The sequence below is a fragment of the Nostoc sp. PA-18-2419 genome, from assembly GCF_005869855.1.
GTDB lineage: Bacteria > Cyanobacteriota > Cyanobacteriia > Cyanobacteriales > Nostocaceae > Nostoc.
Genome location: NZ_SZNH01000021.1, coordinates 1 through 14,431, shown reverse-complemented (window position 1 = coordinate 14,431; position 14,431 = coordinate 1). Strand labels below are relative to the sequence as shown.

Annotated in this window: 7 protein-coding genes; 1 reads left to right on the top strand and 6 read right to left on the bottom strand. The window is 45.3% G+C overall.

Going from position 1 to position 14,431, the window contains the following annotated elements; all coding sequences use genetic code 11:
* Nucleotides 1-346 precede the first annotated feature (346 nt).
* From FCR06_RS20415 to rpsT, 5 genes are all read right to left on the bottom strand, one after another.
* Entirely contained in the window at nucleotides 347-4,414 is a 4,068-nt protein-coding gene (locus FCR06_RS20415) for a DNA-directed RNA polymerase subunit beta'' (RefSeq protein WP_138502966.1), read from the bottom strand.
* An 83-nt stretch (nucleotides 4,415-4,497) separates the two neighbouring features.
* Nucleotides 4,498-6,375, bottom strand: coding sequence for a DNA-directed RNA polymerase subunit gamma (locus FCR06_RS34325; RefSeq protein ID WP_138502964.1), 1,878 nt, complete (start codon nucleotides 6,373-6,375; stop codon nucleotides 4,498-4,500).
* Between the two features lie 131 nt (nucleotides 6,376-6,506).
* Nucleotides 6,507-9,806 carry a DNA-directed RNA polymerase subunit beta gene (gene rpoB / locus FCR06_RS20405; protein ID WP_138503152.1) on the bottom strand — a complete coding sequence of 1,100 codons (3,300 nt, stop codon included), beginning with the start codon at nucleotides 9,804-9,806 and terminating at the stop codon, nucleotides 6,507-6,509.
* Between the two features lie 784 nt (nucleotides 9,807-10,590).
* A complete protein-coding gene (locus tag FCR06_RS20400; protein WP_138503150.1) occupies nucleotides 10,591-11,376 on the bottom strand; it encodes a TatD family hydrolase in 786 nt (261 codons plus the stop codon).
* Nucleotides 11,377-11,738: 362 nt separating this feature from the next.
* Nucleotides 11,739-12,035 carry a 30S ribosomal protein S20 gene (gene rpsT / locus FCR06_RS20395; RefSeq protein WP_138502962.1) on the bottom strand — a complete coding sequence of 99 codons (297 nt, stop codon included), beginning with the start codon at nucleotides 12,033-12,035 and terminating at the stop codon, nucleotides 11,739-11,741.
* A gap of 795 nt (nucleotides 12,036-12,830) precedes the next feature.
* Between rpsT and hisD the strand changes: the two genes are divergently transcribed.
* Nucleotides 12,831-14,132 carry a histidinol dehydrogenase gene (gene hisD / locus FCR06_RS20390; RefSeq protein WP_138502960.1) on the top strand — a complete coding sequence of 434 codons (1,302 nt, stop codon included), beginning with the start codon at nucleotides 12,831-12,833 and terminating at the stop codon, nucleotides 14,130-14,132.
* Between the two features lie 20 nt (nucleotides 14,133-14,152).
* On the opposite strand, the gene FCR06_RS20385 is transcribed toward hisD, so the two are convergent.
* Nucleotides 14,153-14,335: a hypothetical protein gene (locus tag FCR06_RS20385; RefSeq protein ID WP_138502958.1), complete on the bottom strand. Its 183-nt coding sequence runs from the start codon at nucleotides 14,333-14,335 to the stop codon at nucleotides 14,153-14,155.
* Between the last annotated feature and the right edge of the window lie 96 nt (nucleotides 14,336-14,431).

Sequence of the window (14,431 nt, the reverse complement as noted above, 5' to 3'; positions counted from 1 at the left end):
AAAGGAAGCTCAGATGATTAAGAATCATGAAGTGTAGAGGATTTTTTTATAGTAAAAATTCAGAATAATTTAATAAAGCTACATTTTGAAAAACTTGTAACACAACCAATTCTTTTATCGTCTTTATGCCATCAGAAATCTGCTTGAATATCAGTTGTAGCTAAAAAACCATCAACATCAAAATTATTCCCTACTACTACAATGTAAAAAAACTTCATAATCTTAGGTTTAATGCTAGAAATCAAAATTTTGTAATGTGTTTCTTGAAAACAAACTAAAAAGGCAAAAGAAAATCTTCTTTTGCCTTTTTATTTTTGTACAGACGCGATTAATCGCATCTGTACTTTTACTCGTCGTCGAAATCGTCTTCGTCTTCTTCGTCGTCTTCTTCGTAATCGTCTTCGTCTGCTATTTCATCGGCGATTAAGTCATCGTCGTCATCTAAAATTGACCTTTCTGCACGTCTGTTGCCATAGCTAGATTCCCCAAGGGTAGGAGAATCTAAATTATAGGTACGAGCTGTGCGGTCATCTAAAACCATATCCAGGGGATCGTCAACTTCATCTAAGACACTACTGCTAATATCAACAGCATAGTCATCGATCGCACTGGTTTCTTCATAGGTATTGTAACCAGTACCAGCGGGAATCAATCGCCCGATAATCACGTTTTCCTTTAATCCCCGCAGCCAGTCAGATTTACCTTCAATAGCTGCTTCGGTTAAGACGCGTGTTGTCTCTTGGAAGGATGCAGCAGAAATAAAGCTGTCAGTGTTCAACGATGCTTTGGTAATACCCAGCAATACTGGGGTATATTGTGCCCTAGCACCACCTGTAATTGCCATTGCTTCGTTCACCTGCTCAACTTGGCGCAGTTCCACCAATTCGCCGGGAAGCATTGTGGTGTCTCCACCATCATCAATCCGGACTTTGTTGGTCATCTGGCGCACAATTACTTCAATGTGCTTATCGGAAATATCAATCCCTTGAGACTGATACACCATTTGCACTTCATTCACTAAGAATGTCTGTACCTTCTGCAAAGCATGGCTAGCACAAGCATAAACTCCGTCTTCGGAACCCAAGCTAAAGAAGATTTCCAAGATTTCATGTGGGTTGGATGGACCATCGGTCAACGGTTGTCCGGCTGAAATCTGAGATCCATCTGGGATAGTTAAATTTTGTCCCGGACCTAGCTGATAATCTGTAACTACGCCATTTGATTCTACGACCTTAATGGCGATCGCTTCATCACCATCACCGTAAACTACCTTGACTTCTCCGGCTCGCCGTGCTAGGATACACGCCTCTTTCGGTTTGCGAGCTTCAAGCAATTCTTCAATCCGAGGCAAACCTTGAATAATGTCTCCGGTTTTGGCGCGTTCAAATACCAGCAATACTAAGTTATCACCCCGTTGTACCAAATCACCATCTTCTATTTGCAACACAGCACCCGGGCTGACTCGGTAGGGGCGACCGAGGCGGATAGTAATAGCGTAGTTTTGAGTACTCAATGCTGAGTCCTGAGTATTTCCTTGACTCGACACTCTAGATTCAGCACTCGTTACTTTTTTGACATTTATTACTTGCCCAGATTCATCAGCAAAAACCTCACTGGCAACTTCTTTACCTGCTACAAGCAATTCACCCGCTTTTACTTTCGGCTGGCTACTGGTATTTACGGTAATCATGTCAGTTTCCCGCAACACCAAACATCGACGCACATTTTCAGTTCCCTTTTGCACACCCCTGACTATCCCGCCTTCTTTAGACAAGATTTGAGTACGTGCGACCACGGAACCAGGGGCGATGGTTAGTCCATCTTGGACTTCTAGTGTTGTCTGGGTGCTACCTTGGGTAGCATCAGCGGTAATGTCTCGACGAATTACCAAAGACTCCAAGATCACCAACTGCAAGCGCTGAACTTCTTCATCTTCGGTATCCTGTACCAATTCAATATCTGCTGCTAGGGGGGAGGCATTGTGGTCTTGCTCGCCTTCTTGCTCGATTTCCAACACTAGTTGGGTTCGCAGCAGTTCCACACCTTCGACAGATTTCACCCGTTCAGAATCTTTGTAAGGCAAGCGCTGCACAGCACGCAACTGAATGGAACGCCCAGTTTGTTGACTTACCGATGTGGTCGATGGCACATCTGGATTGTTCGGTACGGCGAACTCGACTACTGGACGACTCAACAGAGCAGGGCCTTCTGGTGTCTCCACATACTGGATATAGCGTAATTCTGTGGCGACAGTACCTTGAAATTCCTCACCTGGCTGGATGAAGGTGTTATCTCGTCCCATGACTGCTTCGGGGTCGTCCACCATCAGCAGTTCCCCTGGCTTCACCACCACTTCCCGCAGAATGTCGTTTTTCTGGGTAACTTCAATCACACCGCTGTTTTGGCAGAAGATATCCTTCACAACTTCGCTGCCAGCTTCCACAAACTGACCGTCTTCTACCAACAGCAAGGAGATATCTTTATTAACTTCGTGGGTTTCTTCCGGAATCCACAAAAGTGTACCACCTTGGACAACTTCATAACCCAGTTTGGCTTTGCCTTTTTTCTGGACTTCTACGCCCGCAAATTTCAGGAATCCACCAGTGCTTGTGCGATAGCGGTCATCAATTAACTCGGCTACAACTTGACCATTTTGCACTTTTGTGCCCGGTGTCGCGCGGAGATTAAATACTTGGTTGTTGCCAGTGGAGACTAAGTAGTTATTCCGACCTTGGGAACTTTGGACTGTTACGGTTGCCTGGTCTAAGACCACAGAAGCGGTGATAATCTCAATTTCCCTGGTACTCTTACCTGGAGTAGCTTCGGGTAAGCGCACCACACCGCCGTGCAGAGTAGTTAATTTGGTTTCTGCTAATACACCATTAGAAGCGATCGCATCACCATTTTTCACTACCAATTCCGCACCTGGTGGCAAGTTGTAAACTTCCCCAGACAAAATCCAAATCAAGCCACCCCGTGCAGCTGTGGTTGTAGTGTTGCCTTGACGGTCGGTTTTCTGTTCTGGGACAACTTCGGCAAATTGCACTTCCCCTGCTAAGTCAGAAGCCACATCTTTAACGGCTTTTTCTGTATTAGTCCGAGTTGTGCGTCCACCAAGGGCAACTTCTGCCAACAACTGACCTTGTTTTACTTGATTGCCATCAAATACATATAATGTAGAACCTTGAGTCACCTGCACTTCTTGGTTAGCTGGGGTGGCATCACCTTCTTTTTTTGGTTCTAAAACGATTACGCCATTGGCCTCAACATACAAAGCATCTTCACCGTGGCGGGTACGATATTGTCTTGTCCGCAATTTGCGAGGAATTTTTACAGTTCCATCAATTTTAGAGCGGACTTGTTGTGCCACTTCCCCAGTAAATACACCACCTGTGTGGAATGTCCGCATGGTTAGCTGGGTGCCTGGTTCGCCGATACTTTGGGCGGCGATAATTCCCACGGCTTCGCCCAAGTCTACCATTTTGGCGTGGGCTAAACTCCAGCCATAGCAATGTTGACAGACAGAACGTGCAGCTTCACAAGTTAGGGGACTCCGCACTACAACTTCTTTCACCCCAGATTTGCCAATTTCCTTGGCCAAGTCGTCAGAAATTGGGGTGTTGCGTGGTGCAATCACTTCTTTTGTGATTGGATGTACCACGTCTTCGCCAACTACCCGTCCCATCAAGCGATTTGCTAGAGGAATCAAAGTTTTGGCACCTTCTGTCATTGGGCGAATGGGAATGCCTCTAGTGGTGCCACAGTCAAATTCCCGAATAATCACATCCTGGGATACGTCCACCAAACGTCGGGTGAGATAACCAGAGTCAGCCGTCCGCAAGGCGGTATCCACCAATCCTTTTCTCGCACCGTATGACGAAATAATGTATTCCGTCACCGTTAGCCCCTCGCGGAAGTTGGTTTTGATGGGCAAGTCGATAATTTCCCCTTGGGGATCTGCCATCAGTCCCCGCATTCCTACTAATTGTCGGACTTGGGAGATGTTACCCCGCGCTCCGGAGAATGCCATCATGTATACGGAGTTCAGGGGATTAGTCTTTTTGAAGTGGACAACTACTTCATCTTTGAGGGCTTCACTAGTACTGTTCCAGGTATCAATTACCTTTTGGAAGCGTTCTACTTCAGTGATTTCACCCCGTTGGTAACGAGCTTCGGTGGCACGAATTTCTTCTTCGGCTGCTTCTAGGAGCGATCGCTTAGTTGGAGGCACCATCAAGTCATCTACACTAATGGAAACCCCAGCTTTGGTGGCGTAACGAAATCCCAAATCTTTGAGTTTGTCCGCCATCACTGCGGTTCGCGCTGTACCGTAATGCGTAAAGGCCCAAGAAATCAAATTTCTCAGTTGACCCTTATCCACCACCCGATTCCGAAAAATCATGTTTTCAGTCATTAGTCATTAGTCCTTAGTCATTAACATAATTCGTAATTCGTAATTAATTCTTCAATTACGAATTACGAATTAGAAATTACGAATTAGCTTGCTAGTGCTTCCTGAATCGCTTTATTGTAAATAACCCGACCAGGTGTTGTCCGGATATACTGTGAAACCAGATTTCCCTTAGCGTCTTCTCTAACTCGGCGGAACTTATACTTTAATGTCCGGCTGCCATCTTCGTTTTCTTGTACCTCAAGAGGTTCTGTATCGGGTTGGTCTGATTCGAGTTCACCGTCAAACCGCACATAAATATAAGCGTGCAAGTCAATTTCCTCTTGCTGGAAAGCCATAATTACGTCATCTAAGGAAGCAAAGTACTTGCCTGCGCCTTTGGTAGCACCAGGATTTTCTGCTGTTAAGTAATATGCTCCCAATACCATGTCTTGGCTAGGTGTGATAATCGGTTTACCTGTGGCTGGTGACAAAATATTGTTAGAAGCCAACATTAATAACCGCGCCTCAGCCTGACTTTCTAATGACAGCGGCACGTGTACCGCCATTTGGTCGCCATCAAAGTCAGCGTTAAATGCTGGACACACCAAAGGATGCAGTTGAATTGCTCTCCCTTCTACCAAGATTGGTTCAAAAGACTGAATACCCAAGCGGTGCAGTGTTGGTGCCCGGTTAAGTAGCACTGGGTGTCCTTCAATTACTTCTTCGAGTACATCCCAAACACTCGGGTCGTTACGTGATATCAGCTTTTTCGCAGCTTTGATGTTATTCACCATGCCACTACGAATCAGGCGGTTAATCACGAATGGTTGAAATAGCTCAATTGCCATTTCTCTAGGCAAACCGCATTGGTGAATTTTCAGCTTTGGTCCCACCACAATTACTGAACGTCCAGAGTAGTCAACTCGTTTACCCAACAAGTTTTGTCTAAAACGTCCTTGCTTACCTTCAATAATGTCGGACAAAGATTTCAGGGGTCGGTTATTTGCCCCTACCACAGTCCGTCCGCGACGACCATTGTCAATCAAAGCATCCACTGCTTCTTGCAGCATCCGCTTTTCGTTCCGCACAATAATCTCTGGCGCCAAAATTTCTTGTAAGCGTGCCAAACGATTATTCCGATTAATTACCCGCCGATATAAATCATTCAAATCGCTGGTAGCAAACCGTCCGCCATCTAGCTGCACCATTGGGCGCAAGTCTGGGGGAATCACCGGAATAACTGCCATCACCATCCACTCTGGTTTAGAACCAGTAGCGATAAAGTTGTCAATTACCCGCAGTCGTTTAATTAACTTGGCTCTCTTTTGTCCCTTGGCGTTACCAATTTCTTCCCGTAAGCTTTCAGCTTCTTGCTCCAAATTGATATCCGCAAGCAATCGCAGCAGCGCTTCGGCCCCAATGCCTACCTCTACGCCCTGTAGCTGAGAATCTTCACTATAAATTTGGTCTTCAATTTCCAGCCACTGGTCTTCGCTCAGTAGCTGCTTGTAAGTTAAAGTTTCGGCATTGCCTGGACTTAAGACAACATAAGAGTTGAAATAGACAATCTGCTCCACATCCCGCAAGGGCATATCCAACAGGATGGAAATATAGCTAGGAATGCCTTTGAGATACCAAACGTGAGCTACTGGCGCGGCGAGTTTAATATAGCCCATGCGGTGACGACGCACCCGTGACTCGGTAACTTCTACCCCACATCGCTCACAGACAATCCCTCTGTGACGCACTCTTTTATACTTGCCACAATGACATTCCCAATCTTTCGCTGGACCAAAGATCCGCTCACAGAATAAGCCATCCATCTCTGGCTTAAGAGTTCTGTAATTAATCGTTTCTGGCTTAGTGACTTCACCAACTACCTGACCATTGGGCAAAGTTCTCTCGCCCCACTGGCGAATACGTTCTGGTGATGCTAAGCCGATTTTTACGTAGTCAAACTGATTAGTTTGGGCTGGTCTCATCTTTAGTAATTCGTAATTAACAATTTCTAATTTGTAATTAACAATTTTTAATTTGTAATTCGCAATTGAATTATTCAATTGCGAATTACATAGCTTGCTTCTCGCCAAAGGCAAGTATTATCAATTACAAATTATTCGTCATCTTCAAGTGAATCGCGGGAAAGAGATTCATAGGTGGGTCTGGGAGGTGTGCGACGGGCTGATTGGTCCGCCATCAAATCGACTTCCACATCTAATGAGCTACCGTCTGCTTGGGTTTCTACCTTATGTACGGCAATGTCTAACCCCAATGATTGTAGTTCGCGCATTAACACCTTAAAGGACTCTGGTGTTCCAGGTCGGGGAATTGCCTTACCTTTAACGATCGCATTTAACGCTTCATTCCGTCCTTGCATATCGTCGGATTTCACTGTCAGCAATTCTTGTAAGGTGTAAGCTGCACCGAACGCTTCCAATGCCCACACTTCCATTTCCCCAAACCGCTGACCACCTTGTTGGGCTTTACCACCCAAGGGTTGCTGGGTCACCAGTGAGTATGGGCCTGTGGAACGGGCGTGGATCTTATCGTCTACCAAATGCACCAGCTTCAGCATATAAGCCACACCGATGGTGATTGGTCGGTCAAAGGGTTCGCCTGTACGACCATCAAACACCATGATTTTACCTGGGTCATCCGGGTTATATACCCAGTCTTTGCTGGTTTCATCCCGTGCTTCTTGCAATTTGCCATGCACGATTCTCCGGGATGACTCTTCACCGTACATTTCGTCAAAGGGAGTAATCTTAAATCGCACTCCTAAGGTATGACCAGCCCAACCCAAGAGGCACTCAAATACTTGTCCGACGTTCATCCGGCTGGGTACGCCCAAGGGGTTAAGTACGATGTCCACTGGTGAACCATCAGGCAAATAAGGCATATCTTCCGCTGGCAAAATCCGGGAAATAATCCCTTTGTTGCCGTGGCGTCCTGCCATTTTGTCACCAACTTGGATTTTGCGTTTTTGGGCGACATACACCCGGACTACCATATTGGCTCCTGGTGGCAATTCATCGCCTTGTTCGCGGGTAAACAAGCGCACGTCAACCACACGCCCTTTTTCACCGTTAGGTACTCGCAGGGAATTGTCTCGCACATCCCGTGCTTTTTCCCCGAAAATCGCCCGCAACAATTTTTCTTCTGGTGGTTGGTCGGATTCACCTTTGGGTGTTACTTTACCCACCAGGATATCGCCTGCTTCTACCCATGCCCCAATGCGGATAATTCCTTGTTCATCTAACTGCCGCAAGGCATCTTCCCCAACGTTGGGAATTTCTCTAGTGATTTCTTCTGGCCCCAATTTCGTCTGCCTAGCCTCAATTTCATATTTTTCAATGTGAATTGAGGTGTAGATATCATCCTGCACCAGTCGCTCAGAAATTAAAATCGCGTCTTCGTAGTTGTAGCCTTCCCAAGGCATGTAAGCAACAACAATATTTTGTCCTAGCGCCAATTCACCGCCTTCGGTGGAGGAGCCATCAGCTAGTACCTGACCTGCCACTACTTTTTCACCAATGCGAACGAGGGGCTTCTGGTTCAAACAAGTGTCTTGGTTTGAGCGTTGGTACTTAGAAAGGGTGTACTTAATTTCTGATGTATTGGGTTTCGGACGCACGCGGATTTCTGTAGCATCTACGTAGGTGACATCGCCATCAGTACGCGATACAATTACCATCCCGGAGTCTCTTGCTCCTTGGGCTTCCAAACCTGTGCCCACCAATGGCCGCTCTGGCTTCAGCAAGGGTACTGCTTGGCGTTGCATGTTTGACCCCATCAGCGCTCGGTTAGCGTCATCATGCTCCAAGAAGGGAATCATACTGGTAGCTACCGACACGATTTGTACTGGAGATACCGCTACATAGTCCACTTGCTCCGGCGTTGTAGTGGAGAATTCCTGACGATAGCGTACTGGTACTTGCGGCCCGATAATATGCCCTGTTTCATCTACAGGAATGTCTCCAGGAGCAACCCGCAGGTCATCTTCTTCATCGGCTGTCATGTAGGCTGGCGTCAAATCAAATCTAACCCGCCCATTTTCCACAGGTCTAAATGGTGTTTCCAAGAACCCGTATTGGTTTACGCGTGCATGGGTCGCCAAGGAGCCAATCAAGCCAGCATTAGGGCCTTCTGGTGTCTCAATAGGGCAAATGCGTCCGTAGTGACTAGGATGAATATCCCGCACGGCAAACCCTGCACGTTCGCGAGTTAAACCACCGGGACCGAGGGCACTCAAGCGGCGTTTGTGAGTCAGTTCTGCTAAGGGATTGGTTTGATCCATGAACTGACTTAATTGGCTGGAACCAAAAAATTCTTTAATTGCTGCTACCAGTGGTTTGGGGTTTACCAAGGAAGCCGGGGTGAGTACTTCGGCATCGGATACAGTCATCCGTTCCCGAATGATTCTCTCCAAGCGGTTTAAGCCTACCCGCACTTGATTTTGCAGCAATTCACCAACGCTTCTTACACGACGGTTACCTAAATGGTCAATGTCATCAATGTTGCCAATGTCATACTCTAGGTTTATTAAGTAATCCACTGCTGCCAAAATATCGCTGGAGGTCAGCACCCGCATGGTGTCGGGTACAGAAAGCCGCAATTTCTTGTTCAGCTTGTACCGCCCAACGCGACCCAAGTCATAACGTTTCGGGTCAAAGAAACGAGAATCTAGGAGCTGTTGTCCACCTAAGACTGTAGGTGGTTCGCCAGGACGCAATTTGCGATATAACTCCATCAGGGCTTCTTCTTCCGAAAATTGCCCTTCTTTTTCGATGGTTTTTTGGAAATATTCTGGGTGGCGTAAGGCGTCGAATATTTCGTTGTCTGATAAGCCTAAAGCTTTTAATAATACCTGGGCTGAGAGTTTGCGGGTTTTGTCGATGCGTACCCACACCAAATCGTTACGGTCTGTTTCAAATTTCAGCCATGCCCCCCGGTTGGGAATTAAGCTAGCTGAATAAGTACGTCGCCCGTTTTTATCGATTTCTGATTTGTAGTAAACTCCTGGCGACCGCACTATTTGGTTGACAATTACCCGCTCAGCTCCGTTGATAATAAAGGTGCCGCGATCGGTCATCAAAGGCAAATCTCCAATGAATACCTCTTGCTCTTTGATTTCCCCGGTTTCCTTATTAATCAAACGTGTGGGAACATACATTTGTACAGCATAAGTACTATCCCGCCGTTTCGCTTCTTCAACGCTGTACTTTGGTTCTTTAAGTTTGTAGTTTTGACCCAAAAAGTGCAGTTCTAGTTTGCCCGTGTAATCTGTAATCGGACTAAATGAGTTGAGTTCTTCTATCAACCCTTCTTCCAAAAACCAGCGGAAGCTAGAACGCTGGATTTCAATCAAGTCGGGCAACAGAAAGGCGGGTTCCATATATGTTTCTTTAATCATGCCTCTACCTTTGTCAACCTGGTTAAATTTTTCTTTGGACACTGTAATTTAATCCTTCCCACTGCTAGCTAGTGTCCGAGTTTGGAAACTCTTTATACACTTACTATTTACAAATGTGGGCAAACCCAGCAATCAAACCTGGAATCAGCGATTTTACTAAGAGGGTAATCACTCCTAATCGGGAACCGTTGCTAGGTACTGGGTACTGAGAAACTCTTGCCTATTCCCATTGCCTAATTCCAACTTTTTGGGGGTCTGAGTTCCCTAATCCACAATTAAGATATTCGTCAATTCGATCTCCTTTCCTCACCTTCCCTCCAAAAAGCGCGTTAATTTGCTTACGCAGCTCTACACTATGTGTCTTAAATCCACGCCTAAGATCTATCTTCTCAGTGATATCCTAAATATCCTAAGATTGAGGAAACGATCCGCATTTTGTTGGCTTTGAATCAGAATCACTTTATTTTGCTGGATTGTAATCACAAGGCAATTTCATTTAACGATTTTGTATAGATTAAATACACACCAAACCGATGTTGTGCAAAATTATGGCTCAACCTGAGTTGGCACGGTCAGTCGTGTGTGGAGAGCATCCGCTTGTAGAGATTTTAAGGATGGCCAAGCCGAATAACAGCACAAAAACTAAGCTCAAAAGTTTTACGTTCCTTCCTTTATCATTATGGCGCAAGCAAAATGTTTTGGAGGGAACGATCTTAGCATATTTTTGTCCTCCTAAAGTTTTATTTTTTTGAATGCAACTGGATAAAATAGACTAAAGGACACTTTATATTGATATACCGAATAATTTACAGGCATTTTCGGTGGTTTGCTGGGCGATAATCTCCACAGGTTCTTGACGCAGTTTAGCTACTTGCTCTGCTACATAACGGACGTAAGCAGGCTCATTGCGCCTCTCGCCACGTTTGGGAACTGGAGCTAAAAAAGGGCAATCTGTTTCAATAAGTAACCTATCGCTACTTACCATCGCCGCTGAGGATTGGATAGCTTTGGCGTTTTTGAACGTTACTGTTCCGCTAAAACTAATGTAAAAGCCCAAATCGAGAAACCATTGAGTTTCTTCTGGCGTTCCTCCCCAACAATGCATGACGCCGCGCACTCTATCTCCTTTAAGTGAGCGCCATTTTTCTAATACTTCTCTGGTTTGGACAGCAGCATCGCGACAGTGGATAATTACTGGTAAGTCGAGTTCAGATGCGATCACTAACTGCGATTCAAACACCATGTATTGTTGCTGATAGTTATCAGCTTTGTAAAAATCCAGCCCCATTTCTCCAATTGCTACCACATTCGAGCTAGAACTCGCCAAATATTTAATTTTCTCGGCTGTGTCTTGATTCCATTTGTAAGCATCTAAAGGATGCAATCCAACAGCAAAACTGATTTCTGGAAACTCATGCGCTACAGCTTGAATACTGGGAAACTCCTCAGGGTAAACACAGGAATGAACTAAATGTACTACACCTGCTTGTTGCCACCGTGATCGAACTGCTAGTAAATCTGGCTGGAAATTATCAAAGTTGAGATGGACGTGCGTGTCTATCAGTTGCATCATTAGTCCTTTGTCTTCTATCACAAAGTTAAGGCAGTCCGTTGGCGGGGTTACCTCGCTTAAAGGAACTGCCGTTGAGCCACTGCTCGACTAGGGGTTATCGGCTCCTTCAGTGGCGTCTGTACCCTGCAGGATGGCAAAGTCATCAAATAAAACCTCCGATCTGTGACTTTGTGCTTTGTTTTTTCTTGTTTTTGACAAAATTCTCAACCTCACGAACCCTTAGCTCAACACCAGTACTCTAGCAAGAGCCGCCCTTTGGCTGTTTACACACAAATCCAGTAACTAACTTAAGTCACTGGCTCTATTCTGCACTTAGTCTTTTGTCCCCATCGCAAACGACTAGGGACAAACGACGATGACTACTGAGCTGTTTGTGTGACGGGTTTTAGTCTCATTGCCAACTTTGATTTTTTCCTTGCCCCATTATTCGGGTGAAGCACACCCCGTTTTACTGCTTTATCGATTTTGCTGTAAGCTTCAGATAATCTAGACTGTACTTCTTGATTTAATTCTGGGGTAGGATTAGCTGCATAGACAGTTACAGCATTAAAGTATTTCTTCATCAGCGTCTTGACTGCTGATTTGTAAGCTTTGTTACGCAGTCGATTGCGTTCTGCGATTTCGGCACGCTTAAGAGCAGACTTTGTATTCGCCACTAGTCAATTCCAGAAAATATACTAACATGTACACACACTACTAGACTTACTAATATAGCATTCAAATTGCCAATGTTAGAATTTCCTAAAAAAATTATGTTAATGGGTAGTATGGAGCGGTGACTAGGGAAGACGAAGTAGATTGAAGGAATTAGAGAAATAAGGATCTACAAGGACGCAAAGACCAATAACTAATCCCTGATACCTCAGTCCCCCATACCCAATTGAGTATGTCATGAATTGAGGAAATGCGTTAAAATAGAATACATCAATAATAAAATATTCACTCTAACTCGCCACTAACTGAATCAGGGAGTGCGATTGTCAATATTAAGTAGTCCTTCAAGTAGATGCATTATTCAGAGGTAAAGAACTGTAAAAATATAAATTTTAGGGACTTTATAGTGTAGAGCCCATATCTCGTATCTGTACACATGTTAACTACTAAAAGTTAGGAAAATAAGTAAAAGTTATACTCAGACCCTACCCCCTGTAAATCCGGAAAATTGGATGTGGAAGCACACGATTTTTAGCCATATTAAGGAGTGAGGGTAAGGATACAAGAATAGTGGGAAATGGCACGCCCCCTTTTTACTGATCGGTCATTCAGGCTGATCGGATTAAGTAATTAAGTCGCCTTTTGAAAGAAGGCATCTGCTGGCAACCTTGGGAGTATCAAAAAAATCCAGGTTAAGCTAGAGAAGAGAATTAGAGTCAGCTTCCACACCCAGATGGGTTAAGAGCAATACTAAATCTCAAGTAGGAATATTATAATTTTGGCATTGTCCTTACTCCATGCTGCGAATCATTACTCAGCAGGCAGACGTCAGAGCAGAACTACAACGGATCTGCGATCGCACCCATGACGAACAGGTGCTCAACAAAGAAGCAACGGTGCGGGAAGTTTTGCAAGCAGTCAAGCGCCAAGGCGACAAAGCTGTACTGCATTACACCGCCGAATTTGATAAACAAACCCTCAAGCCAGAAGAACTCCGTGTTACAGGCTCTCAACTCGATGCAGCCTATCAACAGGTGTCCAAGGAGTTGATGGGGGCAATTCGGCTAGCTTGCCGCCAAATTGAAGCATTTCATCGTCAGCGAGTACCGAAAAGCTGGGTACATTTTGGCGACGATGAAGTAGTACTCGGCAAACGCTACACCCCAGTAGACCGAGCGGGGTTGTATGTGCCTGGTGGTCGCGCCTCTTATCCCAGTACTGTACTGATGAATGCAATTCCGGCAAAGGTAGCTGGTGTACCCCATGTACTGATGGTAACACCACCAGGTCCAGGTGGAGCAGTTAACCCAGCAGTCCTGGTAGCTGCTCAAGAAGCAGGAGTGCAAGAAATTTATCGCATTGGGGGGGCACAAGCGATCGGTGCTTTAGCCTATGGCACAGAAACAATTCCCAAAGTGAATGTGATTACTGGGCCTGGCAACATTTATGTGACCTTAGCTAAAAAACTTGTCTACGGCACCGTTGGGATTGATTCTTTGGCAGGCCCTTCCGAAGTGCTGGTGATTGCCGACGAAACTGCCAACCCAGTGTATGTAGCTGCTGACTTATTAGCCCAAGCCGAACACGATCCGATGGCGGCAGCTATTTTGCTGACTACAGATGCTGCTTTGGCCAAGAACGTGCAAGTAGCTTTGGAAAGACAGCTAGTCGATCACCCTCGGCGAATAGATACAGAAAAAGCGATTGCTCATTACGGCTTGATTATTGTTGTGGAATCTTTGGCAGCAGCAGCAGAACTCTCCAACGAATTTGCCCCAGAACATTTAGAATTAGAAATCAAAGACCCTTGGGCGTTATTACCACAGATTCGCCATGCTGGAGCAATCTTTTTGGGTTACTCAACACCAGAAGCAGTAGGAGACTATTTGGCAGGACCTAACCATACCTTGCCGACTTCTGGCGCTGCTAGGTACGCTTCGGCATTAGGGGTGGAAACTTTCCTCAAACACTCTAGTATTATTCAATACTCCCAAACTGCACTGCAAAATGTGGCTAGTGCCATTGATGTGCTAGCAACAGCGGAGGGCTTGCCTTCTCATGCTGATTCAGTCCGACGCCGAATTAAGCAAGAAGAGTGATTGAGAATGCTTAATTTTTTCTAATGCTTTTGGCAAAAGTCAATCGATAGCTTCAAACTAAAACTTTGGACAGCGATATCTACGGTAATGCTTTGCATTGCCGATGGTAGTTGCGGCAGAAGTTCGGTATTGTCGGGATTCCAGTTCCTAAGAAAGAGGTTAGCTTTTAAATTAATTGGTGAAAAGGTTTTCCACAACGCCATTTGCTACAACATACTAGCGGTAAAGTGGTCTCAAACCATCCTCTGACTTAACTTTGAATCAGCAAATTGAATTGGCAAATAAAAAAAAATAAAAAA